The organism is Exiguobacterium sp. s43, assembly GCF_018617255.1.
GTDB classification, from domain to species: Bacteria; Bacillota; Bacilli; order Exiguobacteriales; family Exiguobacteriaceae; genus Exiguobacterium; species Exiguobacterium profundum.
This window is the reverse complement of the sequence record NZ_JACSJT010000001.1, coordinates 756,181-781,658: the sequence shown is the minus strand read 5'-3', so window position 1 is coordinate 781,658 and position 25,478 is coordinate 756,181. Positions and strand designations below refer to the sequence as shown.

Sequence of the window (25,478 nt, the reverse complement as noted above, 5' to 3'; positions counted from 1 at the left end):
TGTTGATTTCATCGCTCTTTTTTCATTTGAGGTACAGCCACTACGGGTTGATCGGATGTCGCCGGCTGGAGCGAGAGACCACTTGTCCCCGCTTCATAGGCAGCTACCGCCAAGATGCACGCATCGATAATATCGTCGATTTGGACGTTCGACATTTTCCATTTCCATGGAGAACTTTTCGAGTATTGCCGAAGTAACTCGATTCGCTCATCCTGCCCTTCGACCGTCTTTTTCGAATGACTCGCCTCATGCCCCATCATGACTGAAAAACAAACTTCCGGATGTGATTCGTAAACGTCAGATGCCTTCACCTGCTGAAACTCACGGATACGGGGAACAAGATTCCACGCTTGTTTACTAATTCCTTTGCCAACCAACGCCCGACTCCTTTCATTCGCTTCCTCATAAGTCGCTTCTTGCAACACCTCTTGAATCGGCGGAGTGAAGACGGAGGACTTTCGTTGGCTGAGTCGGCAACGCATCCACGCATCGCATTCGCGGCTCGGATGGTCGACCGTTCCTAAATCTTTCGGCATATCCACAAAATGCATGGCACCATCAATCAGCAACTCCTCCAACGTCTCCGAAATCGTTAAACAAAGTGAGATGCTATCATATGTGATCCGTACCCAACCGCCACGTGCACCATCAATTCCTACTCCTACCATGTCGTACCTCCTGTAACATCATCAACACGCCAAATACGGCGAGAAACACTGTACTCCCTAACCAAATACGGTTCGGCCACACCGTGTAGCATAAGCCACACAGAATCGCCAAACCGATTACTCCAGCTGCTCTTACCGCTCCCACGATTCAATCATCCGTGCGAGGGTTCGAACCATGACACCAGTCGGCCCCTTCGGACCGAGGTCATTCGCTGCCGCTCGTTCGCTCGTTCCCGCAATATCGAGATGCAGCCATGGTGTATCGCCGACAAACTCACCGACAAATGCGCCACCAAAAATCATATGGCCGAAACGACCTGGTGAGTTATTCAAGTCGGCAACTTCCGATTTTCTCACCTTGTCGATGAAGACATCAAAGTATGGCATCTGCCACACGAGCTCGTTCGTCTCACGGCTCGCCGCTTCAAGCGAGCGATAGAGTGAATCATCATTTGTCAGACAGCCTGTCACGTCTGTACCGAGGGCGACAAGAACGCCACCTGTGAGCGTAGCTACATCAATGATAGCTTTTGGTTCATACGTTTTCGCAAATGTGACCGCATCCGCTAGGACGAGGCGTCCTTCAGCGTCTGTGTTCAAGACTTCAATCGTCTTCCCGTTCATGGCTGTGATCACATCATCCGGTTTGAACGCATCCCCAGAAATCATATTGTCGGTCGCACCGATGATGCCAATCACGTTCCGTTTTGGTCGTGTCAATCCGAGGGTTTCGAACAATCCGAGGACGGTAGCAGCGCCACCCATGTCCCCTTTCATTCCGACGATTCCATCTTTTGGCTTGATTGAATAGCCACCTGTGTCGAATGTGACACCCTTTCCGACAACGGCAATCGGAGCTTCTTCCTCTGCCCCGCGATACTCGAGCACAATCAATTTTGGCGGAATCGTCGAACCTTGGTTCACTGCGAGTAGCGCGCCCATCCCGAGTCCTTCCATCTCTTCTTTTTCAAGAATGCGGTATTTGAAATCATGACGTTTCGCCAACTCAACCGCGTAATCCGCTAACGTCTCCGCCGTCAAAATATTGGCCGGCATCATCGTCAACGTTCGAGCGACATTGACTCCTTTCCCATAAGCCACACCCGCATCGATATCCGTCTGGTCCACGTCACCGAGCAACGTGATTGTCGGTTCTTCGACCGTTTCATTTGGAGCAGACTTATATGTAGGATGGGCATAGGTCGCCATTTCATACGCTTCTGTAAACATACGCGCCGCTCCGTCCGTAAACGTATCAAGCGCTACCGCGACGTCCTTCAGTCCACGTGCTTTGATCAGCTTCGCGACTTTCCCGAACCAATTCCGAACATTCTCGGTCGTCATGTCATTTCGTTGACCAAGTCCGACAAATAAAACACGGGTCGTCTCCCCGGCGAATGTCGGAAGGATTGTCACTTCCCCCGTCTTCGTAGAGAGGTCTCCTGATTGAATAAGCGCTTTGACGCGTCCAGCAAACAATGTGTCGAGCCCCTCATCGATAGAATCAGCCGCTCCAATTCCGACGACGATTGTCTCGTAAGAATCGGTCCAATTTAATTGAGCAATTTGATACATATTGCCACTTCCCTTCTATATATATGGTAAGCATAACGAACTTCTCCAAAATAATGAAATAGTATGCGTAAGAGTCAAGAAATCTTCGAATTCATGGGCTATCTCCTCGTTGTGACGTTGTTTTATTTTATGATAGGATAAGAAAGTACGCAATCGGGCTTCTCTTCATCGTGAAGTGAGGCCAATTTGACTGGTCGAGGCTTCCCCTAGTCGTAGACCGTTGCTACTTTAACTTTCTCCGTTCTCGTTAATTCTTTTTTCTTTTCGGGTATGAAGTAACGAGGCAGGAAAGTACACTATTTCTTTGAAAAGAGGGACTACGCTTATGTCACACATTAAAGGTATTGGTGCATCTGCAGGAATTGCAGTTGCAAAAGCATTCGTCATGGAGACACCTTCATTCGATATCCCATCACACAAGATTGAAGATGTCGCTGCAGAAAAGGCTCGCTTCCACGATGCGATCGCACAATCTAAAACGGAGCTTGAAGCCATTCGCGAACATACACTTCGTGAGCTCGGTCCAGACAAAGCCGAGATTTTCTCAGCTCACCTTTTAATCGTTGAGGACCCAGAAATCGTATCGCAAGTGAACGACAAAATTGAAAGCGAAAACATGAACGCAGCGAAGGCACTTGACGAAGTCGCCCAAACGATGATCATGATTTTCGAATCAATGGATAACGAATACATGCGCGAACGTGCAGCTGATGTTCGTGACGTCACAAAACGTGTCATGGCTCACATTCTCGGAGTGACATTCGTGACTCCAGCTTCGATTTCAGAAGAAGTCATCATCATTGCCGAAGATTTGACACCATCAGACACGGCACAACTTAACCGTAAATACGTCAAAGGATTCGCGACGAACATCGGCGGACGTACGTCTCACTCTGCCATCATGTCACGCTCACTTGAAATTCCGGCAGTAGTTGGAACAAAAGTTGCCCTTGAAGAAATCAAAAACGGTGACCTCGTCATCATCGACGGAACAGAAGGTGACGTCTTCGTCAACCCTTCAGAAGATCTCGTCAAAGAATACGAAGGCAAACGTGCTGATTTTGAAGCGTACAAAGAAGAGTTGAAGCAACTCGTCAACGAAGAGTCAATCACAGCGGACGGTCACAAAGTGAAGCTTGCTGCGAACATCGGGACACCGAACGACCTCGAAGGCGTTTTGAAAAACGGTTCAGATGCAATCGGGCTCTATCGTACGGAGTTCCTATATATGGACTCTGAAACGTTCCCGACTGAAGAAGAGCAATACACAGCTTACAAAACGGTTCTTGAAGGCATGGAAGGCAAGCAAGTCGTCATCCGTACACTCGACATCGGTGGCGACAAAGAGTTGTCATACCTTGACCTCCCGAAAGAAATGAACCCGTTCCTCGGCTATCGTGCCATCCGCCTTTGCCTTGAGGAAACAGATTTGTTCCGCACACAACTTCGTGCCCTTCTCCGTGCCTCAGCTCACGGTAACCTTGCAATCATGTTCCCAATGATTGCGACACTCGAAGAGTTCCGCGCGGCGAAAGCCCTTCTTCTCGAAGAAGAAGCGAAGTTGAAAGAAGAAGGAATCGAAGTCGGAAAATATGAGACAGGGATGATGGTTGAAATCCCATCAACCGCTGTCATGGCGAAGCAATTCGCAAAAGAAGTCGACTTCTTCTCAGTCGGAACGAACGACTTGATTCAATACACGATGGCGGCTGACCGGATGAACGAAAAAGTTTCTTACTTGTACCAACCGTTCAACCCTGCCATCTTGAACCTTCTCCACAATGTCATCACTGAAGCACACAAAGCTGGCAAATGGGTCGGCATGTGTGGAGAGATGGCTGGAGAAGAACTCGCGATTCCAATCCTTCTCGGTCTTGGTCTCGACGAATTCTCGATGTCCGCTTCAAGCGTCCTTCGTGCGCGTAGCCTCGTGAAACGCTTGACGAAGTCGGAAACAGAAGCAATCGTCAACGAAGTCCTCAACATGGACACAGCTGAAGAAGTCGTGAACTTCCTTAGCGAAAAGTTCGACATTAAGAAATAATGGCAAAAGTCCTTCTCTCGCTCGAGAGAAGGACTTTTTTATATACTGCATTAGAAATCAAAATCGTCTGGGTCCGGACCGACACGTTGATATCGGTCGAGTGAGTCGATTCGTTCCATTTGATCTTTGGTCAATTCAAAGTCATGAACATCGAAGTTTTCTGCGATTCGATGTGGTTTGATGGATTTTGGAATAATCACCCATCCCGTTTGGAGATGCCACCGTAACAACACCTGGGCGACGGAACGATCGACTTCTTTTGCGACCTCTACTAAAGTCTGCTCTTCGAACAACCCTCCCTGCATAAGCGGTGCCCAAGCGACCGGTACGATGCCGTGCTCGCTCATATACGATGCTAACTCGGTTTGACGAAGCAACGGATGCCGTTCAACTTGGTTCACGGCTGGAACGAGGTCACTGTTTGCAGCCAATGTCTCGAGGTGATGGATTTGGAAGTTACTCACCCCGACTGCCCCGACACGTCCCTCTCGATACAACGTTTCGAGGGCACGCCAACTCTCGACCATCTTGTCTTCCACCGGCCAATGAATCAAATACAAATCTAACTGTTCCAATCCAAGACGAACGAGTGACGCCTCGTAGGCGGAGATGGCAGCATCGTAACCTTGATCGGCGTTCCATAGTTTCGATGTGATAAATAAATCTTCCCGGGAAATATTTGCGATTTCCATTCCTTTTCGGATTCCGTCACCGACCCCCTCTTCATTCTCATAAACGGCTGCCGTATCGATATGACGGTATCCTTGACGAATCGCCTCGACGACTGCATCCATGACTGTATCCCCATCTTCAACTTTGAAGACGCCAAGTCCAATAGTAGGAATGGCTTTCTGACCGTGATTCAATTGTATGGATTGTTTCATTTGTACCCCTTCTTTCGTGAGAATTCTCCTTCACTATAAGGGGGATTCTCCTTTTCCGGAATAAGGCACATTGAAGTAACTACACAAATCGAGCCGCCCCATGATAGGAGCGGCTCGTAATCATTTATTCTGGTCCTCTGTCATCGGCTCTAAAGTCGAGCGCTTCACCCGCGACGACAGTCTCACCGAATGGTACGACGACGACTTTTCCGTCCCCGTTCGTCCAAATGATTGGTGTAATCAGTGACGGCACTTTATCACGAATCGCGCTGAGGTCGACTTCGAGAAGGACGTCTCCCGCTTCGACCCGGGCGCCTTCTTCGACTCTCGCTGTGAATCCTTCCCCTTTCAGGTTGACCGTATCGAGACCGACGTGGATCAATAGTTCACGTCCATCGTCAGCCAAAATGCCAATCGCATGTTTCGTCGGGAAGAATGTCGTGATTTGACCGGTCACCGGCGAAACGACCTGTCCGGAACTTGGTTCAATCGCAAACCCTTCTCCCATCATGCGACCCGAGAAGACTTGATCCGGCACATCATCAAGTGATAACAGGACACCAGACATCGGAGCCAAGAAGCGATGATCGGCTTGTTCAGCCGCTTCCGGTGTAATGACTGCCTTCTCTACTTTTTCTTTCGGTTTGTATTCGCCACCTTCGATGATGGTCGCGATTTGTGATTTGAGCGTGTCCGATTTTGGTCCGAAGATGGCTTGGATATTGTCTCCTACTTCAAGGACACCAGCGGCACCGAGCGTTTTTAGAAGGTCTTTGTCAACTTGTTTCACGTCATTGACGGTGACACGAAGTCGCGTGATACATGCATCTAAATGTTTAATGTTTTCAGGACCACCGAGTCCGACGAGCACTTCATATGGCAAGTCGTCCCCAATCCCCGCTTTGTCCCCTTTCGTGCCAGTCTGCACGTCACGTCCAGGAATTTTCAGATCAAACTTCGTAATAGCGAATCGGAATCCAAAGTAGTAGATGACCGCAAAGACGAGACCAACCGGGATGACGAGCCACCAGGCCGTCCGGTTCGGCAGGACCCCGAAGAGCAGATAGTCAATGAGACCACCAGAGAAGGTCATCCCAATCTTGACGTTCAGTAAATGCATCGTCATGAAGGAGAGACCGGCAAAGACGGCGTGAATTCCGAAGAGAAGTGGTGCAACGAAAACGAATGAGAATTCGACTGGTTCTGTGATCCCTGTCAAGAATGACGTAAGGGCAGCCGAGAAATAGAGACCCTCGACGTCTTTCCGCCGTTCTTTCGGAACCGTGTGGAACATGGCGAGACAGGCTGCTGGTAAGCCGAACATCATGAACGGGAATTTCCCGGTCATGTACGTACCGGCTGTGAATTCCACGCCGTCACGCAGTTGTGCGAAGAAGATCCGCTGGTCACCTTGTACGAGATCACCTGCTTGGTTCGTATACTCCCCGAATTGGAACCAGAATGGAGAATACCAAATATGGTGAAGACCGAACGGAATCAAGGAACGTTCTACTAATCCAAAGATGAATGCTGATAAGGCAACGTTTGCCTCGATGACCGTACTTGAGAACGTGTTGATCGCATTCCCAATCGGTGGCCATATATATGCGAGCGCAATCCCGATAATCAAACTGAATGCGGCCGTCGCAATCGGGACGAACCGCTTCCCTGCAAAGAACCCTAAGAAATCTGGCAACTTGATGTTGAAATACTTGTTGTACGCATAGGCTGCAACAAGACCTGCGATAATCCCCCCGAATACCCCCATTTGGAGTGTCGGAATACCGAGAACGGTGGCATACTGCGGATCACCTTGAGCGATTTCCGCGGTAATCCCATTCCATGTGCTAATGACTTTGTTCATGATCAAATAACCGACAATGGCTGCTAGACCAGCAACCCCGTCCCCGTTCGCCAGGCCGATCGCGACCCCGACGGCAAACAGTAACCCTAAGTTTGCGAAGACGATGTCCCCGGCATCTGTCATGACTTGCCAAATCAGGACAAGTGAGTCATTCGCCAGAAACGGGAGCAATTCAACGAGGTCCGGGTTTTGGAATGCGGTACCAAACGCCAAGAGAAGACCGGCTGCCGGTAAGATTGCAACCGGAAGCATGAGTGCTTTCCCGACCCGTTGTAAAACGCCAAACACTTTCTTCCACATCATGGTTCCCTCCTTTGTCAGAATACTTACTTTTTCCCTCTAACGTTTGGATGAAACCGTTTCACATAAAAAGAAAAGACCAACCCCGAAGGATTGGTCTAGGTCATCAATTAGTTAGCTTTCTTTTCGTTACCTGAAGCGATGACCGCTTGGATTTCTGATTTCAATGCGTCCGAACGTGGTCCGAAGATTGCTTGAATGTTGTTACCAACTTCAAGGACACCAGATGCACCAAGGCGTTTCAACTCATCTTTGTTGACTTGGTTCTTATCTTTTACTTCGACACGAAGACGTGTGATACATGCATCGAGGTGCTTGATGTTTTGTGAGCCACCAAGACCGACGAGGATATCTTGTGCAAGTTCCGAACCAGTAGCTGTTGACTGTTCAACAACTTCATCTTCACGACCTGGTGTTTTAAGGTTGAATTTGCGGATAACGAAACGGAATCCGAAGTAGTAAACAACCGCGAACACGAGACCGACTGGAATAACGAGCCACCAAGCCGTACGACCTGGAAGAACACCGAAGAGCAAGAAGTCGATCAAACCACCCGAGAACGTCATCCCGATTTTCACGTTCAAGATGTGCATTGTCATGAATGAAAGACCTGCGAATACCGCGTGTACTGCGAAGAGAAGTGGTGCTACGAACAAGAATGAGAACTCGATTGGTTCTGTGATACCAGTCAAGAACGATGTAAGGGCAGCAGAAGCCAAGAGACCACCGACAACCGCTTTACGCTCAGGACGTGCTTCGTGATACATTGCGAGTGCTGCTGCAGGAAGACCGAACATCATGAACGGGAATTTACCAGTCATGAACGTACCTGCTGTCAATTCAGCGCCATCACGAATTTGTGCGAAGAAGATCGCTTGGTCACCACGTACAACATTACCCGCTGCATCTGTGTATGAACCGAATTCAAACCAGAACGGTGAGTAGAAGATGTGGTGAAGACCGAATGGAATCAATGAACGTTCGATTAAACCGAAGATGAACGCTGCGAATGTACGGTTTTCATTCAACATGAAGTTTGAGAATGAGTTCAATCCGTGCTGAACTGGTGGCCATACTAATAGTAGGACGAAACCAGCAACGACGGCTGCAACTGCCGTTACGATTGGAACGAAACGTTTACCAGCGAAGAAACCAAGGAACTGTGGCAATTCGATATTGAAGTACTTGTTATAGGCCCATGCGGCGATGAGACCCATGATAATCCCTCCGAATACCCCTGTTTGGAGTGTTGGGATACCGAGTACGTTCGCGTAAGCTGGATCACCTTGTGCCAATACTTCAGGTGTGAGTTCGAGCCAAACACCCATGACTTTGTTCATGATCAAGAATCCAACGATTGCTGCAAGTCCGGCTACCCCGTCACCTGCTAAACCGATGGCGACACCGACTGCGAACAAGAGCGCCAAGTTCGAGAAGATGATTCCACCTGCTTGCTCCATCAATTGAGCGAATTTCACGACGCCTTCGTTCGTTAACCAACCAGCGCGTGATGTAAGTTGTGGGTTTTGCATTGCGTTACCGAATGCAAGAAGAAGACCGGCTGCCGGCAAGATCGCAACAGGAAGCATAAGTGCTTTACCGACTTTTTGAAGAACACCAAAGATCTGCTTAAACATCAACATTTCCTCCTTTTTTTAAGTACGTATAAACAATATGATAGCGGCGTAGATGTCAGACAACCGACGTATCTAAACGTTTTCATAAATCACGTTTATAAAAACAGAAAAGGCATGAATAAGGATAGAACGTAGACCTCTCCCAATGGAGACATCACATAACGTTCCACTCCTTACTCATGCCTGATCGAATCAGTAACACGTAAGACACGTGGTATCATTTATCTACTTGTTAGGCGCTGGAGATGCATCGTCAAATATGTCGCTTCACCTCGTGGGACGGGACGCTTTAATTCGCGTTCCATGATGCCCATCAGCTCCCAAGCAGTACTATAGCATAGCGGATATTCGTCGCGCAACACCTTTTCAATTTTTTGTGGTGCCTCGACCGTCTCACCTGTCGCGACCCGCTCAACGGCGTACCTTAAGTGCCGAAGTAAGCGCTTATAATCGAGTGATGTCCGGTCCATTTTCACGTTCAAACGACTCTCAATCGTCTGAACAATTTGCCCGATGATTTGATTATGACGGTTGACCTCGAGGACGTTTTTGAACGTCGTCGCCGAGTGAATATGAAGGGCGATAAACCCTGTTTCCGCATCCGGGAGCAAAACGTTCAATCGTTCATGGAACATATCGACAATCCGTTCCGCGAGCGCAAACTCGTTTGGGTAGAGTGATTCCGTCTCGAGTAAAAACGGATTCGTCACTTCCATCCCTTGTTCGATTCGCTTCATCGTGAAGAACAAGTGATCGGTCAAACCGATATGGATGTGCTCATCGACTTTCTTGCCCGTACTCGTCTCAATAAAGCCAACAATCTCTTGCATGAATGCAATGAAGTCCTCGTCGACATGTTTGACGAGTTCCTGATATTGTGATTGCTCTTCTTTATCTGTCAGTTGATACACTTTCTCCGGGACGCTGGCCGGGTCGACGAGGTCGCCTGGTTTTTTGCCAAAGCCAATCCCCTTCCCGAGTAGAATGACTTCCGGATCCGTATCATGTTGACAAATGACAACGCTATTATTCAACACTTTTTTGATCGTATACATCGGTAATGTCATTCGCATCGCATCCCTTACTAAAAATCGTTTCGCTATCTAGTATATCGGTTCATGCCCTAAAAAAGTAGGGACAAAACAAAAAAGGCGAACATTTCTGTCGCCAATTAAAACATTGAATAACCGCTCTTTCGTAAGAAACGAATCGTCACACCAGCTAGAATTGCACCGAGCAATCCAAAGCCGAGCATGAATAAATCGAGAAGTTGCAACCCGACGAGTCCTTCATAGACACTCGTAAGCGCGGTCGATGTCTCGGTCACGTAACTCGAAAGTTTGACATTATCAATCATCATGATGACAAAAATCGGATAAATGAACACAAGTGTCCATGTCTTTTTAAGTAACATATTCAAGATGAAGCCGATACTGAAAAAAATCGTCATATATAAAACGGCTCCAATGACTGCTTGGATAATATGCATGTATTGCCCCCCTTGTCCGCTCTTCATTATACAAAATTTCGACCAACGAGGTCAAAGAACTTCCTATGACAATTTCGAAAGAAAAACAGCCCGTTCTGAGATAGAACGAGCCGTGCAATCATGAAATTAGAACTTCCCTTTTTTAAGGACGAGTCCGTACTTTTTCAATTCGATGAAGTGTTTGTTGTCGATGACTTTTTTCATGAACGAAGCGTTGCGACCGAAGATCTTCTTGCCCATCACGATTCCGATTCCATCGTTATGTCCGAGTGAAGCGACCGTTCCCTTGCTCTCGTAAGTGAACTTCGATGTCGATTTTCCATTGATGAGCGCCGCAATGTTTTTCGCAACGTTATGTGCTTGTTGTGTCGCGATTTGTGCCGTCGGTGGGTATGGACGGTTCGATGCAGGATCCATGACCGCTGAGCAGTCACCGATGATGAAGACGTTGTCGTGACCTGGTGCACGGTTGTCCGCTTCCACCATGACACGGTTACGGACCGCTTCAAATCCTGATTTTTCGATGATCGGGCTACCACTTACGCCACCTGTCCAGATGATCGTGTTGGCACGAATCGTTTCTGTCGTGTCACCTTGAAGTGGACCGAATGTCACCACACCTGGCTCGACACCTTTGATTCCGTTACCAAGTTTCATCTCGACACCGTTACGTTCCAACCATTTCTGTGCGTACGTTGTGAGTTCTGGGTCGAAACCAGGAAGAACTGTTGGTGCTGCTTCAATGTTAACGATGCGAACCGCTTCGCGTGGAACGTCATATTGTTTGCAAAGCTCTGGAATCCGGTTGACGATTTCACCGAGGAATTCGATTCCTGTGAATCCAGCACCACCGACAACGATCGTCACGAACGAATTGTCAGAAGAACCATTTGTTTTATATTGAGCGAATGAATATTCGATGTGCTCTTTGATTTTACGAACACTGTTCAACGAGCTGATTGTCATCGCATTTTCTTTCAAGCCTGGGATACCGAACGTTTCAGGTACACCACCGAGACCGATGACGACATAGTCGTATTCGACAACTGAACCATCTTCGAGTGTAACTTGTTTCGCAGCAGTATCGACGCGATCGACGATCCCTTTGACAAGTTTCACACGTGACGGGTTCACAATATCGTTAATGTAGATGCGTGCTTGGTCTGGGTTCATCGTTCCAGCAGCTGGTTCGTGAAGCCATGTCGTTTGGTAGTGATAATCATGCTTGTTGATAAGCGTAATGTTCGCATCACCTGCAGCGAGTGTCTTTTGAAGGTTGACGGCTGTGATGAGTCCACCGAAGCCCGCACCAAGAATAACAATGTTAGGTCGTTTCATGTTCATTTCCACCTTGTTTAAAATTTTGTTTTTTTGAACAACTATGTTGTGTGTTTCTTCACATAGACGTTCACAATAAAGCCTATTCTTGTTCAACATCTGTTCACAATTGCTTCTGTTTTATTGTACGCTCTTTAATTTGAATTCTCAATGGAAAAGCTTATCTTCTTGAATTTTTTTTGAAAGTGTTGCATGTTTGTACTGAATGGATTTAATTCAATAAACTCTCTATAATAGATGTATACGCTTTGAGGAGGAATTCGATGAAGACGACGAAAGATGTAATCATCATCGGTGGCGGCCCAGTCGGACTGTTCACCGCATTTTATGCAGGCATGCGCCAACTCGATACGACGTTGATTGAAAGCTTACCGCAACTCGGTGGTCAGTTATCAACGCTCTATCCTGAAAAATATATTTATGATATTGCCGGTTTCCCGAAAGTGAAAGCACAGGACTTGATTGATCAACTAAAAGCTCAGGCCGATCAATTCGAACAAGACTACCGCCTCGGCGAAACGGTGGAAACGGTCGAACGCCTCGAGGACGGCACTTTCGTATTGACGACGAACAAAGAAGAGTATCATACGAAAGCCATCATCATCACAGCCGGAAACGGTGCCTTCTCAGCCCGCCCACTCGGTCTTGATGGCTGCGAAGATTATGCCAACCTTCATTACTTTGTTGACAACATGGAGAAATTCCGTGATCGCCGTGTCATGATTGCCGGCGGTGGCGATTCAGCCGTCGACTGGGCACTCATGCTTGAAGGAATCGCAAAAGAAGTACACATCGTTCACCGTCGTGACCGCTTCCGTGCTCATGAACATACGGTAGAACAGATGAAGGCATCGACGATTAACGTCCTTACGCCTTACAACATCGAGTCACTGTCTGGTGAGACACACATCGAATCTGTCGAATTGACAGATAAGGATGGCGAATCAAAAATCGTTGAAATCGATGATTTGATTTGTAACTACGGATTCGTTTCATCGCTCGGTCCAATCAAGAACTGGGGAATGGAATTCGAGAAAAACACAATCCGTGTCGATTCACGTATGGAAACGACCGTTGCCGGCATCTTCGCTTGCGGTGATATCGCGACATACGAAGGGAAAGTAAAATTGATTGCGACCGGTTTCGGTGAAGCCCCAATCGCCATCAACCAAGTGAAACAGCTCGTGGATCCGACAGCTCGTCATCCGCAACACTCGACATCTGTATTTGCTGGGAAATAACCAAAAAACGCTTCTGTGGACCACATCCACAGAAGCGTTTTTTATCTTTTCATCGTTTGGACGATGACCCGGTCAATCCAGTCATCGAGTTGCGTAAACACAAATCCCGCCTTCTTCGCCTCAGCAATCGACATATAATAGTCGACATCCGAATCATACGGCGACGAGTCTCCATCTTTTATAATATGGACGGGTTTTCCGACGTGTTGACCGATTCGCTCCATCAAGGCCCCCATCGAGATGAGTCCATCACTCGCCGCATTGAACGGTCCTGTCACATTGGCACGTCCGACCCATTCTAAGAAGGCGGCCGCTTCCGCACTCGAGATGAAGCCCATCTTTGCTTCCGGGTGATGCAAGACAACCGGTTCCTCGTTCCGGATTGCATCTACATAAAACTTCAATCGGTCTGTATAGTCATCCGGACCTAACACGATCGGTAATCGTACGGTCGCCACCGGGAAAGAGGCGCGATGGAAGAAGAATGATTCCGCCTCGCGTTTCCCTTGTCCGTAGTCATGTTCGGATTCAAGATGATATTCGTAATGGAGCGGATTGAAGTCGCTCTCTTTTAAATCAGGACCAGGCGCGTAGACCGACATCGTCGACGTGAGCACATATTTCCCGACTTTGTCCATGAACGCATCCGAGGCGATTTTTGCCTGATACGGAGTAAAACAAATGTTGTCATAGACGAGGTCGTACCGTTCGCGGGCCAAGTCTTTCATCGTCGCGACCGATTGCCGGTCTCCTTTGACAGACCGAATCCCTTCAGCTTCCGGCACCTGTAGTTGCCCTCTCGTCACAATCGTCACATCATCCCCTGCTTCAGCAAGTCGCAATGCGAGCCGTTTTCCGAAATAGCGTGACCCTCCGAATATCAATACTTTTCTCATGACCCTGAATCCTCCCATTTGTAATGACGTCCCTACTCATTTTCCCTTCAAAGAAACAGACTAATCTACCACTTTTACACGTATTCTTGCTATTCTAATAAGTAAAGACTTGTTAGGGGGCTCGAATATGCACCAAATCATGTTAGAAAAAGGATGGACGTATGAACTACCACCACAGTATGCAATCTATCAGAGCTTATCTGATTTCAGTCGTTACTCTGTCCTCGACCAAGAGGAAGAGAGTGTCTGCTCATTCCGCATCACGAATGACACGTGTACAATCACAGGCTTTCGGCCTTGGCAACATCACATCGAACTCGACGTAACTGCAAAAGTCATTCGGTTGATTTTGACAGAAGAAGAATAAGAACCGATCGCACTCGCGATCGGTTCTTATTCTTTAGCATTCTCCTGGCGTACCTGCATTCGTCGCTGTCCGGAAACTCGAACCGCAACCGCATGTTGCAATCGCATTTGGGTTTTTAATTGTGAAACCGCCACCGAGCATCGACTGCTTGTAATCAATCTCGAGGCCATCAACAACCCCATGATCCACTTCCGCAACGATGACGCGGACACCATGATGGTCGAATTGAATGTCTTTGTCCGTCTTCTCCTCGTCGAAGCCCATCCCGTATGAAAGTCCTGTACATCCGCCACCTTGTACCTTCACTCGCAAGTATTGCGCATCCGGGCGTTCCGTCTGTTTCATCATCTCTAGCACTTGAAGTGCGGCTGACTCTGTTAAATGAATCATCTGAACTCCTCCTCATATATCTTCAATTCAAGTCAATTGACTTGTCATCTTGTGGATTATCTTGTATAACTAAACTGTAACAAAAAAAATTAAATCGTTCCATCTTCGGGGCAGGGTGAAATTCCCGACCGGCGGTATTGAAGAATATATTCTTCTCAGCCCGTGAGCGAGCAAGGCGTTGCTTGCTGATTTCGTGAGATTCGAAAGCCGACAGTATAGTCTGGATGGGAGAAGATGGCGGCATCCGACCGATATCCGGATGTTTTCTTTGACGTGGACTTTTCCACCTCGGAAAACATCTCTTTCGTATGCGCGTAAACTCTCCCGATTGTCTTCATTGCAATCGGGTTTTTATATGCGACGGATGCCATTCATCGAGGAGCGACCTAAAGGAGAGATTCTGATGAAAACTACGCGCAACAAACGACTGACAACAATGGTGACTTTGGCGATGCTCGGGACGATCTCGTTCGTACTCATGCTATTCAACTTTCCGCTCCCATTTTTACCGCCATTCCTTAAAGTGGACTTTAGTGACATTCCTGCACTCATTGCCGGAATCGTCTTTTCCCCACTCGCAGGAGTCGTGGTCGTCGGTTTGAAAAACGTCTTGTACTACGTCTTTAACGGTGGCGGCGTTCCAGTCGGGGAAGTCGCAAACTTCTTCGCAGGTGTCGCATTCATGTACCCAGTTGCCTGGTTCTACCATAAGCGCAAGTCAAACAAAGCACTCGCTTCTGGATTACTTGCCGGTACAATCACAATGGCTCTTAGCCTCGCCATCTTAAACTATCTCGTCATCTTGCCAGCCTACGCCTTCTTCTTCGGAATGGCAGACATGGCCGACCCGGCGGTGAAAACGGATCTTGTCCTTTACGGGATCTTACCGTTCAACTTGATTAAAGCGATCTTGATCAGCGCGCTCTTCGTCCCACTCTTCTTGAAATTGAAGCCGTGGATCGAACGTCAACGCGTACAACTTCAAGCATAATCAATATACGAGCATCTAGGCGTTGCCTAGGTGCTTTTTTTAACCATATTGTAAGGAGGGGCATTCATTATGACAGACGAACAGGATTTGGTTCATTTTCTAAAACAAGACGCCGAGCTCATAAAGCTTCTCCACGCCGTCGCCAACCTCGATTTACCGGATTGTTGGATTTGTGCGGGATATATTCGTTCAAAAGTCTGGGACCACCTTCACGGATACGAAACATCGACTAAAACAGATGATGTAGATGTGATTTATTTCGACCCAAACCAACCAGAGGAAGCAGTCGAAAAACAACTCGAAGAGCGATTATTCCGCCTCATCCCCGATGTACCTTGGTCTGTCAAAAATCAAGCGAGAATGCATCACGTCAACAACCTTCCACCCTATGCTTCATCGGTCGATGCGTTGGCACATTTTCCTGAGACCGTCACCGCGATCGGGGTACGTCTTCAATCGGATGGTTCCCTCATCCTCGCTGCCCCACACGGCATTCACGACTTGATCAACATGCACGTTATACCGACACCACCCTTTGATTCGAACTCTTCAAAGTATCCCATCTATCTGGAGCGGTTGCAGCAAAAGAACTGGTCCGCCAAGTGGCCAAACATCACCATACATACATCCTTCTCATAATAAAAAAACGCGACCACCGAAGTGATCGCGTTTTCTTATACCGATTAAAGAAGAAGTCCAGCCAATGTAGCTGACATCAAGTTTGCAAGCGTACCTGCAAGAATCGCGAGAACACCCATGCGTGCGATGTCACCACGACGGTTTGGCGCCATACCACCAAGACCACCAAGAAGGATTGCGAGTGACGAGATGTTTGCGAAACCACAAAGTGCGAATGCGATCATCGCTTCTGTACGAGCTGACAAATCACCAGAACCGATGATTGGAGCAAACTCAGAGAAAGCAACGAATTCGTTCAAGACTAGTTTTTGACCGAGGAAGCTACCGAATTGTACAGCATCCGCCCATGGTACACCAATCACGAATGCAAGTGGCGCGAAGACGTAACCGAGAATCAATTCGAGTGACAAGCTATCAAATCCGAAGAGTCCACCAACTGAACCGAGGATCAAGTTGACAAGCGCAATCAATGAAACGAATGCAAGAAGCATCGCACCGACGTTCAAGGCAAGGAAGAGACCGTCAGAAGCACCACGTGCCGCTGCATCGACGAAGTTCGCCGCTCTGTCTTCTTCATCTTCTACAATCTCGATGTCGTCATCGTACTCTTCTGTTTCTGGTACGATGATTTTCGCGAATAAAAGACCTGCTGGCGCTGCCATGAAGCTCGCTGCGAGCAAGTATTCGAGCGGTACACCGAGTGCTGCATAACCTGCAAGTACAGATCCGGCAACCGATGCGAGTCCACCGACCATGACTGCGAAGAGCTCAGACTGTGTCATTGTAGGAAGGTACGGCTTGATGACAAGCGGTGCTTCCGTTTGACCGACGAAAATGTTCGCTGTTGCTGAAAGTGACTCTTTACGTGACGTACCAAGTGCTTTCGCAAGGGCAGTACCGAGGATACGGATGACCCACTGCATGACGCCGAGGTAGTAAAGCAATGCGATTAATGATGACATGAAGATGATAATCGGAAGGACTTGGAATGCGAAAACGAAGTTGTCGCCACCGACTGCTGTTCCGAATACGAAGGCAATCCCGTCACCCGCTGTGTTCAAGACAGCTTGAACCCCATTTGAGATCCATTCAAGCGCCTTACGTCCCCATGCCGTATATAAGACGAGGAATGCAAATGCGAATTGAACAGCGAACGCTGCCAAGACCGTGCGCCATTTGATGGCTTTACGGTTGGTAGAGAAGATGTAAGCGATTGCAATTAGTGCCAAAATACCAACCACACTCATGATTTTCATTGATGTTGTGCTCCTTTCATATTAAACAAAACCAATTATATGTGTCATACCCGAAAAGAGATGTGTCCTACCGTTTGAAACGCTTTCTTTTTATCGTTGTTAAACGTCAGACAACCTACATTCGAACCTCTTAGAATATAACATCCCTCTTTTTAAAATGCAACGGGTGAAATAAAAAAGTTTGAGGTCATTTCCTCAAACTTTTTACCATGCCATCTCTTCGATTTTTTCATACACCTTCGTCACGAGCTCTTCTGGTGTTTCACCCGTCACCACTTCCCCGTCTACGAGGCAAAAGAGATCAAGGGAACAGACACCACAATAGCCTGTACAGCCATATTCGACCACATCAAGATCAGGGTCGGACTCTAATTTAGCCCGGGCAATTTGTGAGCCCATCGCCAAATTCGAAGCACAAAATTCGATGATCGGATTCATCATATATGTCACCGTCTTTCTTTACGTGAATTATCGGAAAATGGTTCTTCTACGGCAGATTATAACATGATACAGTTGAAGAGTAACAAAGGGGGATTATTATGCGCAAATTAGTCGTCTTAGGAGGCGGTTACGGGGGAATGCGTGTGATTGAGAGAGTACTTGGACATCAGTTACAAGACATCTCGGTCACGCTCGTCGATCGCTTGCCTTATCATGGATTGAAAACTGAGTATTACGCACTGGCCGCAGGAACGGTCTCGGACCGCGATATTCGCATCGACTTTCCGGATGAAATCGATTACATATACGGACAGGTCACGGACATCGACACCGAAGACAAAATGGTTCTGCTCGCGAGTGGAGAAAAAGTGCCCTACGACGACCTCGTCATCGGATTAGGATGCGAAGACAAATACCACAACGTTCAAGGAGCAGCCGAATTCACGTACAGTATTCAAACACTGGAAGAGTCACGTAAGACACAACAAGCGATCAACGGTCTGCGACCAGGTTCGGTCGTTTCTGTCGTCGGTGCCGGTCTATCTGGTGTCGAACTCGCCAGCGAACTTCGTGAGAGCCGGCCTGATTTGACGGTCCGTTTATTCGACCGCGGACCATCCGTTCTATCTTTCTTATCTAATCGTGTCTCGATGTACGTACAATCTTGGTTCGAGGAGCACGGCGTCGAAGTCATCAATAATGCGAACATCACACGTGTCGATGCTGACGGATTATGGAACCATGAAGACTTATTCCCATCTGATCTGACCGTATGGACGGCCGGGATTCAACCGGTCGCCGTTGTACGGAATCAAGGTTGGGAGCTCGATGGAGGCGGACGTGTCAAATTGACGGAACATCACTTTGTTCCTGGACTGCCGGACGTGTTTGTCGTTGGTGACAATGCGAGCTTACCGTACGCACCGTCCGGACAACTTGCCGAAGCCCAAGCCGAACAGATCGTTCAAGTCTTGCTTTGCAAATGGAAAGGTATCAATTATCCAGAATTACCCGACATCAAACTGAAAGGGACGCTCGGTTCCCTCGGGAAGAAGGCTGGCTTTGGGGTGTTTATGGGGAAACAATCACTCACCGGGAAAGTAGCCCGACTATTAAAGTCCGGTATCCTTTGGAAACATAAAGTCATTAAATGAATACATTGCGAACGAGCCTCTGGCTGGTTCGCTTTTTTAATTTGTTCATCTGTTATTTCTATTCATTTTTCTAACGATTGAGTCAAAAGTCTTGTATCTGAATCCCCTGTATCCTTATCTAAATATTCAGATATTTAATGCCATTGGCGTATTCTACACGTTGGTAAAACTTGTTACTCTATGGTCACGGCAGTTCGACATCCCGTCATCTTGCCTACATACCCTAAAGGAGGAAACAAGTTGAAAAAAATCTGTAGCTCCGTCCTCGCCTCTCTGCTTGTCTTGTCAACCGTACCTGGGGGTGCGGATGCCGCCCCAAACAAAGAGAAAGAACGTGTCATCGTCGTTTTCAAGGAATCGGCAAAGAAAATTCCGCTGTCGATTGAAGGCATGGAAGTTAAACAACAGTATTCGAATATTCCTGCAGCAGCACTCGAAGTTCCGAAAGCTGCCTTGAATGGACTGAAGAATAACCCGAACGTCGCACACGTGGAAGTGGATCAAATCGTACAGGTTGAGAATCAAACACAAGACTGGGGGATTCCAAAACTAAAAGCTCCTTCATCTTGGCAGAGTGGATTCACAGGGAAAGGTGTCAAAGTATCCGTCGTCGACACAGGGATTTCGCCCCACCCCGATTTAACAATCGCTGGTGGTGCCTCATTTAGCACGGTCACGAGTTCGTATGCCGATGACAATGGTCACGGTACACACGTAGCCGGGATTATCGGTGCACGTAACAATAGCATCGGAACAGTCGGGATTGCACACGAGGCAAGCATATACGCCGTCAAAGCTCTTGAGGCGAACGGAAGTGGTAGCTTATCGAGTATCGTTGCCGGGATTGACTGGTCGATCACTAATGATATGGATATCATCAACTTGAGCCTCGGGACGACAAGTCCATCGACGACGCTCCAACAAGTTGTCGATCGTGCCAATAATGCAGGCATCCTTGTCGTCGCGGCGGCGGGTAACAATGGTCGTACCGATGGATCGGGTGACCTCGTCAACTATCCGGCTCGTTACAGTTCGGCAATTGCTGTTGCTGCAACAGATATCAACAACAACCGTGCCTCGTTCTCGGCGACAGGTAGCACTGTCGAAGTGGCAGCACCTGGTGTCGGCATCAACTCGACCCTCTCAAATGGGGGCTACGGTCAAATGAGCGGAACATCAATGGCGACACCGTATGTGGCGGGTAACCTCGCACTCATGAAACAGGCGTTCCCTACGCTATCGAGCACACAACTCCGTACAAAATTGTCGCAAGACTCCATCGACCTTGGTACAACAGGTCGCGACACATGGTTCGGGAACGGACTTGTCCAATCCCCGACTTCTGGTGGTACGACGCAACCTGTCCAAGCACTCACGACGACAGTCTCGACATCGAAGTCTTCTTACTACGCTGGTGAAGTCGTCTCGATTTCTTCGGCAGTACGAAATTCAAATGGCCAAGCGGTCGCAAACGCCGATGTTCGTGTGAAGGTCACACAACCGAACGGTACGACGCTTGTCGGTACAGGCAAGACGAATTCATCAGGAGCCATCACATTCACACTCTCGACGAATTCTTGGTCACAACGCGGAACGTATCAAGTGAAGTCTGATGCGACGCTTACCGGCTACACGGCTGGTTCAGCGACGTCATCGTTCCAGCTTCTCTAAATAAAAAAAGTCGAGTCCTTTCGCTCGACTTCACTAATTGACGAATCAAGTCGTGTCATGCGACCTGATTCGTCTTTTTTATCATTTGACCACTTACAATCGTTGTGCGGTATCCATCAACCGTGTCGAAGACGTCGCAATCTGGGTCGTGGCACGCTTGAGTTCGGCAATGGATTCCACAATCTCATCTATATCACCGGCGAGACTCCCCATCTGCCCGTCAGCATGCTCCGAATCACCCGAAATTTGGAGGAAGGCATCCGTCACTTCATTGATCCGTCCCATCGTCTGCTTCATCTCTTGCTCGGTCGATAAGACGCGGCTCGAAGTCTCTTCCATCTGGTTCGTGAGACGCTTCACCAAATCCTCCACCTCTTCCGCCGCTTGTTTCGATTGACTCGCGAGCGTCCGTACTTCGGAAGCGACGACTTGGAATCCTTTCCCTTGCTCGCCTGCCCGTGCTGCTTCAATCGCGGCATTCAAGCTAAGTAGGTTCGTCTGGTTGGCAATTTGTTTGACCGAATCCGCAATCGTCATGATCTCGTTCATCAATCTTTCGAGCGCCTTGATTTCCTGAGCTGAATCGGAGAGGTCACGCGCGATTTCATCAAGGCGTCCCGCCTCCGACAAAATCGTGTCTTTCCCACTCACTGAAGAGTGAAGTACCGTCCGTAGCTTTGTCTGCGTGAGTGAACTTGAATGCTTCATATCATCTGCCCGCTCATTCATCGACTGAAAACTAGCCATGACTTCTTGTGAGAGGGCAGCCAAATCTTCACTCGCCTGCTGAATCGTTTGACTGATTTCATCTTTCACGTGTTGCATCTGGTCACGAACGACGTCTGCTTCATCGTCAAACATCTCGAGCACGATTTGTTGCTCGAAGTTAAAGATTTTCGAGACGGCCATCATCAACCTCATTTTCGAGTCCGCATCGAGCTGCTCATGTTGAATCGATAAGACGAGCGTCTCGAATATTTTTTGGAAGGCCGCCATATACCATTTCCCTTTCAGACCGATCAGATAATGACGTTTGGCGATGGCGAGACGTCGATTGATATATGCTTCATTCAACTTCCCTTCAAACATCTCCATTATATGGTTAGAAAGAGTGAGTTTTAATTTGTCCGATGACGAATGTTGCCGAATCAACTCTCTCATCTCGTCGATCTTTTCGAGCTCTTCATAAAACACATCAACCAACCGAGGTGTCAATTGACGTAATTCCTGTTGATACGCACGTAAATAAGCTAAATCCTCACGTTCGAGACGAATCAACTGACGTTGTCGTTCCAACTCATCGGGAAGTGCGATCAACAAGTGCTCCATTTGGGACGAGGTGTCTAAATGGATCGGCATATTTCGTTTTCGGGCAAACATCAAATAGTCCTCCTTTAATAAACAGGTTTATTAATTTTCAAAATATTATAAAATTTATACAAGTTATGTTCAGTTTAGCCCGAGAGACAAAAGTTGTAAAATCTTTTTCTGAATTATAGGTAAACAAAAAACGAACCTTGCTATCGCATGGTTCGTCCACTTGCTCACTATTTTATATGATTGACGGATCCTTGTTTCGCCTCAATTGCCGCATACACTTTTCGTAACTGAACGACCCCTTCATCAATCACTTCTCCGTCGAGCAAGACGAGCGGATAAAACCATTCATCGTCTTTAAGCGCCTGGGCAAACTCGTCCTCACTCTGTTCGAAATCGATATACTCGAAAGAAAAGGACTGCTCCGGATACTTGCGTCCGAGCGCACTTTGCAACCACTCATACGTCTCGGTCGAACTCGGTGCACCGACACAACTGGCACATTGAACCTCTGCCCCATAAACCGTGATTTTCATTTTCATTCCCCCTCGAAACCATTATACAAAAATCCTCCCCACTCCCGATGACGAAACGCTCAGCGTAAATGATTGAGAAACACTCTCAAACTTGCTAGAATAAAGTAGAACGAGAAAGGGGTAGATACCATGGAAATGTTTGATCAAGTCCAAGAAGTGCTCGATAAATTGCGTCCGTTCTTGCTTCGTGACGGCGGAGACGTCGAACTCGTTGATGTCGAAGAAGGCATCGTCAAGCTCCGTTTGATGGGTGCTTGCGGCAGCTGCCCGTCTTCAACAATCACGCTAAAAGCCGGTATTGAGCGTGCGCTCATCGAAGAAGTACCAGGCATCGTCGAAGTAGAACAAGTATTCTAAGCAAAAAGGGAGACATTCGTCATCCCTTTTTTTCATGCTTCCATTCATTTAAACTCTCAACCATATAGGTCGGGAGTTTTTCTTGTTCTTGAACAAATGCTGGACCGTGTACACCTGAGTTGACGTGAAGTGTACGGATTCCCCCATTGATCCCGAATAGAATATCTGTATGATAGTTATCCCCTACCATCACGACATCCTCTTTCGTCAATCCAATCATGTCGAGTGCAATATCAATCATGACCGGTTCTGGCTTCCCGATAAAGAATGGTTCTTTTTCTGTCGTCACCGTCAACACGGATGTGAGCGACCCGTTCCCCGGTAAAAACCCTCGTTCTGTCGGAATGGCGATATCCCCATTCGTCGAAATGAATCGGGCTCCCGAACGAATGGCGATCGCCCCTCGCGCCAACTTCTCATACGTAATGTGACGGTCGAGACCGATGACCACATAGTCCGCTTTCGGTTCGTCCGTGACGTGGAACCCACGAGATTCTAAGGCGAGTCGGAGTCCGTCTTCGCCAATCATATAGACGGTCGCGCCCGGTGACATCTTCTCAATATAAAAAGCCGTCGCCATCGCACTCGTCAAGACGTTTTCTGCCTTCACATTTGCCCCCATTGAAATCAACTTATCCGCAATCTGCTGTTGTGTCATCGAGGCGTTATTCGTGACGAATAAGTATGGGACGCCCGTAGCTTCTAACTCGTTTACAAAATCGACAGCAGCTTGAACGGGCTCTATTCCTGCATACATCGTACCATCTAAATCAAACAAATATCCTTTTATCGGTTCCATCCAATCACTCGCTTTCTGGCAAGAATGCGGACACTGGTCCAAGTTCGACCTCTAAGTAGCGACGAACTTGCCTGGAGAACGCTGTGAAGTCTTGTTTCGACGTCTTCACCCATTCATCGAAGCGGGATGCGTCTGCATCGACGAACTCACGGACATAGTATGCACGCAATCCGACGAGCGCCTTGGTGGCATTACCCGTCTTCTCATCGAGCACGCGTTCATCGAGCAGAATGTCGACAATATCCTCATAGCTACCCGGGTCTCGCATGATGAATCCGTCAATCATCGAGTTCCCTACGTCGATGACCCCTTCTATCAGGAGGACAGCCATTCGTTGTTTCGCAAGTTCTACCGTAAACGCATCTCCGCTCAGTTGGTCCGTATGTGCTAACATCGTCTCCATTTGTTCCAGTGTCTGATTAATCTTCTCTCTATTCACAAAATACATGATGATCCCCCCTGCTGTTAATACTAATCCTTTTTCGTTCTGGAGAAAAGAACCTGCCCTATTTACATCATTTATAAAAATGTGATACACTAATCAACGGATTTGAGCCATAAAAAGTATAACACATTTAATAGAGATAACGTGGAGGGTACAACACTATGGAACGTGAATTAGCATTAGAAATCGTACGAGCAACGGAAGCCGCAGCACTCGCATCATCGAAATGGATTGGACGCGGGCAAAAGAATGAAGCCGATGACGCAGCTACGTCAGCGATGCGCGAAGTTCTCGGAACAGTGAACATGGATGCGACGGTCGTGATCGGTGAAGGTGAACTCGATGAGGCACCGATGCTCTACATTGGGGAAAAACTCGGTACGACGTTCGGTCCGAAAGTCGACATCGCCGTTGATCCGCTCGAAGGTACATCCATTGTCGCAAAAGGACTCGGAGATGCGATGGTCGTCATCGCTGTTGCGGATGAAGGTGCCCTCCTCCACGCACCAGATATGTACATGGATAAGCTCGTCGTTGGGCCGAACTTAAAAGGAAAAGTCTCGCTCGATGAACCACTCGAGTCGATCATCGAAAAAGCAGCAAAATATAACAATAAACGTATTGAAGAAGTGACGGTGATCATGCAAGACCGCGATCGCCACGAACACCTTCGCCAAGCCGTCATGAACGTCGGCGCACGCGTCAAATTGTTTGAGGATGGCGATGTCTCGGCCGGAATCGCAGCTGCCGTCAAAACAAATCCGATTGATATTTTCATCAGTACAGGCGGTGCTCCTGAAGGCGTCATCACGGCTGCAGCTGTCAAAGCGCTTGGCGGAGACATGCAGGCCCGTCTTCACCCGATGAATGAAGAAGAATCTGCACGCGTCATCTCGATGGGCATTGAAGATCCGCTCCAACTCCTCACGCTCGACGACCTCGTCAAGAGTGATGACTGTATCTTCGCCGCAACAGGTGTCACGTCAGGTGAGTTGCTCGATGGCGTCAAATTCTTAACAGATGATATCGTCGAGACGACATCACTCGTCATGCGCTCGAAGACACGTACGATTCGTAAAGTCGTGGCCGAACACCACTTGTCGTTGAAGCCATACTTACAAAAAACTGAAGTCAACGCCTAATCAAAAACGCCTTGCTCAATCACTTGAGCGAGGCGTT

At 47.9% G+C, this 25,478-nt stretch carries 24 protein-coding genes, 1 pseudogene and 1 riboswitch; of the genes and pseudogenes, 9 read left to right on the top strand and 16 right to left on the bottom strand.

The window, feature by feature from the left end; genetic code table 11:
* Nucleotides 1-8: 8 nt before the first annotated feature.
* Nucleotides 9-668 carry a DUF429 domain-containing protein gene (locus KNO79_RS04030; RefSeq protein ID WP_147538496.1) on the bottom strand — a complete coding sequence of 220 codons (660 nt, stop codon included), beginning with the start codon at nucleotides 666-668 and terminating at the stop codon, nucleotides 9-11.
* A 132-nt stretch (nucleotides 669-800) separates the two neighbouring features.
* Nucleotides 801-2,243: a leucyl aminopeptidase gene (locus KNO79_RS04025; protein ID WP_196430951.1), complete on the bottom strand. Its 1,443-nt coding sequence runs from the start codon at nucleotides 2,241-2,243 to the stop codon at nucleotides 801-803.
* 325 nt (nucleotides 2,244-2,568) lie between these two features.
* Here KNO79_RS04025 and ptsP point away from each other — a divergent pair, with 325 nt between their 5' ends.
* Nucleotides 2,569-4,287 (top strand): phosphoenolpyruvate--protein phosphotransferase, encoded by a 1,719-nt coding sequence (ptsP, locus tag KNO79_RS04020; protein ID WP_074036404.1) that lies wholly within the window; start codon nucleotides 2,569-2,571, stop codon nucleotides 4,285-4,287.
* A 50-nt stretch (nucleotides 4,288-4,337) separates the two neighbouring features.
* Here the strand turns inward: ptsP and KNO79_RS04015 are convergent, their stop codons facing one another.
* From KNO79_RS04015 to KNO79_RS03990, 6 genes and pseudogenes are all read right to left on the bottom strand, one after another.
* Complete coding sequence (locus KNO79_RS04015; protein WP_214690698.1) at nucleotides 4,338-5,171, bottom strand: aldo/keto reductase; 834 nt, start codon at nucleotides 5,169-5,171, stop codon at nucleotides 4,338-4,340.
* Nucleotides 5,172-5,295: 124 nt separating this feature from the next.
* On the bottom strand, nucleotides 5,296-7,335 hold the full coding sequence (ptsG, locus tag KNO79_RS04010) for a glucose-specific PTS transporter subunit IIBC (protein ID WP_074036401.1): 2,040 nt from the start codon (nucleotides 7,333-7,335) through the stop codon (nucleotides 5,296-5,298).
* Between the two features lie 137 nt (nucleotides 7,336-7,472).
* Nucleotides 7,473-8,972, bottom strand: a pseudogene (ptsG, locus tag KNO79_RS04005) (glucose-specific PTS transporter subunit IIBC); the annotation flags it as partial.
* Nucleotides 8,973-9,193: 221 nt separating this feature from the next.
* Complete coding sequence (gene glcT, locus KNO79_RS04000; RefSeq protein ID WP_012726818.1) at nucleotides 9,194-10,039, bottom strand: glucose PTS transporter transcription antiterminator GlcT; 846 nt, start codon at nucleotides 10,037-10,039, stop codon at nucleotides 9,194-9,196.
* Nucleotides 10,040-10,143: 104 nt separating this feature from the next.
* Nucleotides 10,144-10,461 carry a YuiB family protein gene (locus KNO79_RS03995; protein ID WP_047795135.1) on the bottom strand — a complete coding sequence of 106 codons (318 nt, stop codon included), beginning with the start codon at nucleotides 10,459-10,461 and terminating at the stop codon, nucleotides 10,144-10,146.
* Nucleotides 10,462-10,587: 126 nt separating this feature from the next.
* On the bottom strand, nucleotides 10,588-11,799 hold the full coding sequence (locus KNO79_RS03990; RefSeq protein WP_074033515.1) for an NAD(P)/FAD-dependent oxidoreductase: 1,212 nt from the start codon (nucleotides 11,797-11,799) through the stop codon (nucleotides 10,588-10,590).
* A gap of 263 nt (nucleotides 11,800-12,062) precedes the next feature.
* Here KNO79_RS03990 and KNO79_RS03985 point away from each other — a divergent pair, with 263 nt between their 5' ends.
* Entirely contained in the window at nucleotides 12,063-13,040 is a 978-nt protein-coding gene (locus KNO79_RS03985) for an NAD(P)/FAD-dependent oxidoreductase (protein ID WP_012726821.1), read from the top strand.
* A 41-nt stretch (nucleotides 13,041-13,081) separates the two neighbouring features.
* Here the strand turns inward: KNO79_RS03985 and KNO79_RS03980 are convergent, their stop codons facing one another.
* On the bottom strand, nucleotides 13,082-13,936 hold the full coding sequence (locus KNO79_RS03980) for an NAD-dependent epimerase/dehydratase family protein (RefSeq protein ID WP_012726822.1): 855 nt from the start codon (nucleotides 13,934-13,936) through the stop codon (nucleotides 13,082-13,084).
* A 127-nt stretch (nucleotides 13,937-14,063) separates the two neighbouring features.
* On the opposite strand from KNO79_RS03980, the gene KNO79_RS03975 reads away from it, so the two are divergent.
* The gene (locus KNO79_RS03975; RefSeq protein ID WP_047795133.1) at nucleotides 14,064-14,303 is read left to right on the top strand and encodes a hypothetical protein; all 240 of its coding nucleotides are present in this window, start codon (nucleotides 14,064-14,066) and stop codon (nucleotides 14,301-14,303) included.
* A gap of 33 nt (nucleotides 14,304-14,336) precedes the next feature.
* On the opposite strand, the gene KNO79_RS03970 is transcribed toward KNO79_RS03975, so the two are convergent.
* Complete coding sequence (locus tag KNO79_RS03970) at nucleotides 14,337-14,693, bottom strand: HesB/IscA family protein (protein ID WP_074036395.1); 357 nt, start codon at nucleotides 14,691-14,693, stop codon at nucleotides 14,337-14,339.
* A 97-nt stretch (nucleotides 14,694-14,790) separates the two neighbouring features.
* Nucleotides 14,791-14,933, top strand: a riboswitch (FMN riboswitch).
* A gap of 163 nt (nucleotides 14,934-15,096) precedes the next feature.
* Here KNO79_RS03970 and KNO79_RS03965 point away from each other — a divergent pair.
* Together KNO79_RS03965 and KNO79_RS03960 are read left to right on the top strand one after the other, a co-directional pair.
* On the top strand, nucleotides 15,097-15,684 hold the full coding sequence (locus KNO79_RS03965; protein ID WP_012726825.1) for an ECF transporter S component: 588 nt from the start codon (nucleotides 15,097-15,099) through the stop codon (nucleotides 15,682-15,684).
* Nucleotides 15,685-15,753: 69 nt separating this feature from the next.
* Nucleotides 15,754-16,323, top strand: a complete 570-nt coding sequence (locus tag KNO79_RS03960; protein ID WP_214690697.1) for a nucleotidyltransferase family protein — start codon at nucleotides 15,754-15,756, stop codon at nucleotides 16,321-16,323.
* A gap of 44 nt (nucleotides 16,324-16,367) precedes the next feature.
* Here the strand turns inward: KNO79_RS03960 and KNO79_RS03955 are convergent, their stop codons facing one another.
* Together KNO79_RS03955 and KNO79_RS03950 are read right to left on the bottom strand one after the other, a co-directional pair.
* The gene (locus tag KNO79_RS03955; RefSeq protein ID WP_074036391.1) at nucleotides 16,368-17,579 is read right to left on the bottom strand and encodes a NupC/NupG family nucleoside CNT transporter; all 1,212 of its coding nucleotides are present in this window, start codon (nucleotides 17,577-17,579) and stop codon (nucleotides 16,368-16,370) included.
* Nucleotides 17,580-17,783: 204 nt separating this feature from the next.
* Nucleotides 17,784-18,020 carry a YuzB family protein gene (locus KNO79_RS03950; protein ID WP_012726828.1) on the bottom strand — a complete coding sequence of 79 codons (237 nt, stop codon included), beginning with the start codon at nucleotides 18,018-18,020 and terminating at the stop codon, nucleotides 17,784-17,786.
* A 98-nt stretch (nucleotides 18,021-18,118) separates the two neighbouring features.
* Here KNO79_RS03950 and KNO79_RS03945 point away from each other — a divergent pair, with 98 nt between their 5' ends.
* Together KNO79_RS03945 and KNO79_RS03940 are read left to right on the top strand one after the other, a co-directional pair.
* Nucleotides 18,119-19,174, top strand: coding sequence for an NAD(P)/FAD-dependent oxidoreductase (locus KNO79_RS03945; RefSeq protein ID WP_074036387.1), 1,056 nt, complete (start codon nucleotides 18,119-18,121; stop codon nucleotides 19,172-19,174).
* Between the two features lie 240 nt (nucleotides 19,175-19,414).
* The gene (locus tag KNO79_RS03940; RefSeq protein WP_214690696.1) at nucleotides 19,415-20,845 is read left to right on the top strand and encodes a S8 family serine peptidase; all 1,431 of its coding nucleotides are present in this window, start codon (nucleotides 19,415-19,417) and stop codon (nucleotides 20,843-20,845) included.
* Nucleotides 20,846-20,938: 93 nt separating this feature from the next.
* Here the strand turns inward: KNO79_RS03940 and KNO79_RS03935 are convergent, their stop codons facing one another.
* Complete coding sequence (locus tag KNO79_RS03935; RefSeq protein ID WP_214690695.1) at nucleotides 20,939-22,225, bottom strand: globin-coupled sensor protein; 1,287 nt, start codon at nucleotides 22,223-22,225, stop codon at nucleotides 20,939-20,941.
* A 167-nt stretch (nucleotides 22,226-22,392) separates the two neighbouring features.
* Nucleotides 22,393-22,698, bottom strand: coding sequence for a YuzD family protein (locus KNO79_RS03930; protein ID WP_214683915.1), 306 nt, complete (start codon nucleotides 22,696-22,698; stop codon nucleotides 22,393-22,395).
* 129 nt (nucleotides 22,699-22,827) lie between these two features.
* On the opposite strand from KNO79_RS03930, the gene KNO79_RS03925 reads away from it, so the two are divergent.
* Entirely contained in the window at nucleotides 22,828-23,055 is a 228-nt protein-coding gene (locus KNO79_RS03925; RefSeq protein WP_012726833.1) for a NifU family protein, read from the top strand.
* Nucleotides 23,056-23,074: 19 nt separating this feature from the next.
* On the opposite strand, the gene KNO79_RS03920 is transcribed toward KNO79_RS03925, so the two are convergent.
* Nucleotides 23,075-23,854 carry a TIGR01457 family HAD-type hydrolase gene (locus KNO79_RS03920; RefSeq protein ID WP_214690694.1) on the bottom strand — a complete coding sequence of 260 codons (780 nt, stop codon included), beginning with the start codon at nucleotides 23,852-23,854 and terminating at the stop codon, nucleotides 23,075-23,077.
* Between the two features lie 4 nt (nucleotides 23,855-23,858).
* Complete coding sequence (locus KNO79_RS03915) at nucleotides 23,859-24,302, bottom strand: DUF86 domain-containing protein (protein WP_214690693.1); 444 nt, start codon at nucleotides 24,300-24,302, stop codon at nucleotides 23,859-23,861.
* Nucleotides 24,303-24,460: 158 nt separating this feature from the next.
* Here KNO79_RS03915 and glpX point away from each other — a divergent pair, with 158 nt between their 5' ends.
* Nucleotides 24,461-25,441: a class II fructose-bisphosphatase gene (glpX, locus tag KNO79_RS03910; RefSeq protein ID WP_159562592.1), complete on the top strand. Its 981-nt coding sequence runs from the start codon at nucleotides 24,461-24,463 to the stop codon at nucleotides 25,439-25,441.
* Nucleotides 25,442-25,478 lie beyond the last annotated feature (37 nt).

Bases quoted from the DNA above. Each gene is read 5' to 3' on its own strand.
- KNO79_RS04030 (WP_147538496.1), bottom strand. From the start codon at position 668: ATGGTAGGAGTAGGAATTGATGGTGCACGTGGCGGTTGGGTACGGATC.
- KNO79_RS03920 (WP_214690694.1), bottom strand. From the start codon at position 23,854: ATGGAACCGATAAAAGGATATTTGTTTGATTTAGATGGTACGATGTAT.
- KNO79_RS03975 (WP_047795133.1), top strand. From the start codon at position 14,064: ATGCACCAAATCATGTTAGAAAAAGGATGGACGTATGAACTACCACCA.
- glpX (WP_159562592.1), top strand. From the start codon at position 24,461: ATGGAACGTGAATTAGCATTAGAAATCGTACGAGCAACGGAAGCCGCA.
- KNO79_RS03985 (WP_012726821.1), top strand. From the start codon at position 12,063: ATGAAGACGACGAAAGATGTAATCATCATCGGTGGCGGCCCAGTCGGA.
- KNO79_RS03970 (WP_074036395.1), bottom strand. From the start codon at position 14,693: ATGATTCATTTAACAGAGTCAGCCGCACTTCAAGTGCTAGAGATGATG.
- glcT (WP_012726818.1), bottom strand. From the start codon at position 10,039: ATGACATTACCGATGTATACGATCAAAAAAGTGTTGAATAATAGCGTT.
- KNO79_RS03915 (WP_214690693.1), bottom strand. From the start codon at position 24,302: ATGTATTTTGTGAATAGAGAGAAGATTAATCAGACACTGGAACAAATG.
- KNO79_RS03950 (WP_012726828.1), bottom strand. From the start codon at position 18,020: ATGATGAATCCGATCATCGAATTTTGTGCTTCGAATTTGGCGATGGGC.
- KNO79_RS03955 (WP_074036391.1), bottom strand. From the start codon at position 17,579: ATGAAAATCATGAGTGTGGTTGGTATTTTGGCACTAATTGCAATCGCT.
- KNO79_RS03995 (WP_047795135.1), bottom strand. From the start codon at position 10,461: ATGCATATTATCCAAGCAGTCATTGGAGCCGTTTTATATATGACGATT.
- KNO79_RS03990 (WP_074033515.1), bottom strand. From the start codon at position 11,799: ATGAAACGACCTAACATTGTTATTCTTGGTGCGGGCTTCGGTGGACTC.
- KNO79_RS03925 (WP_012726833.1), top strand. From the start codon at position 22,828: ATGGAAATGTTTGATCAAGTCCAAGAAGTGCTCGATAAATTGCGTCCG.
- ptsP (WP_074036404.1), top strand. From the start codon at position 2,569: ATGTCACACATTAAAGGTATTGGTGCATCTGCAGGAATTGCAGTTGCA.
- KNO79_RS03945 (WP_074036387.1), top strand. From the start codon at position 18,119: ATGCGCAAATTAGTCGTCTTAGGAGGCGGTTACGGGGGAATGCGTGTG.
- KNO79_RS03980 (WP_012726822.1), bottom strand. From the start codon at position 13,936: ATGAGAAAAGTATTGATATTCGGAGGGTCACGCTATTTCGGAAAACGG.
- KNO79_RS03935 (WP_214690695.1), bottom strand. From the start codon at position 22,225: ATGTTTGCCCGAAAACGAAATATGCCGATCCATTTAGACACCTCGTCC.
- KNO79_RS03965 (WP_012726825.1), top strand. From the start codon at position 15,097: ATGAAAACTACGCGCAACAAACGACTGACAACAATGGTGACTTTGGCG.
- KNO79_RS03960 (WP_214690697.1), top strand. From the start codon at position 15,754: ATGACAGACGAACAGGATTTGGTTCATTTTCTAAAACAAGACGCCGAG.
- ptsG (WP_074036401.1), bottom strand. From the start codon at position 7,335: ATGTGGAAGAAAGTGTTTGGCGTTTTACAACGGGTCGGGAAAGCACTC.
- KNO79_RS04015 (WP_214690698.1), bottom strand. From the start codon at position 5,171: ATGAAACAATCCATACAATTGAATCACGGTCAGAAAGCCATTCCTACT.
- KNO79_RS03930 (WP_214683915.1), bottom strand. From the start codon at position 22,698: ATGAAAATCACGGTTTATGGGGCAGAGGTTCAATGTGCCAGTTGTGTC.
- KNO79_RS04025 (WP_196430951.1), bottom strand. From the start codon at position 2,243: ATGTATCAAATTGCTCAATTAAATTGGACCGATTCTTACGAGACAATC.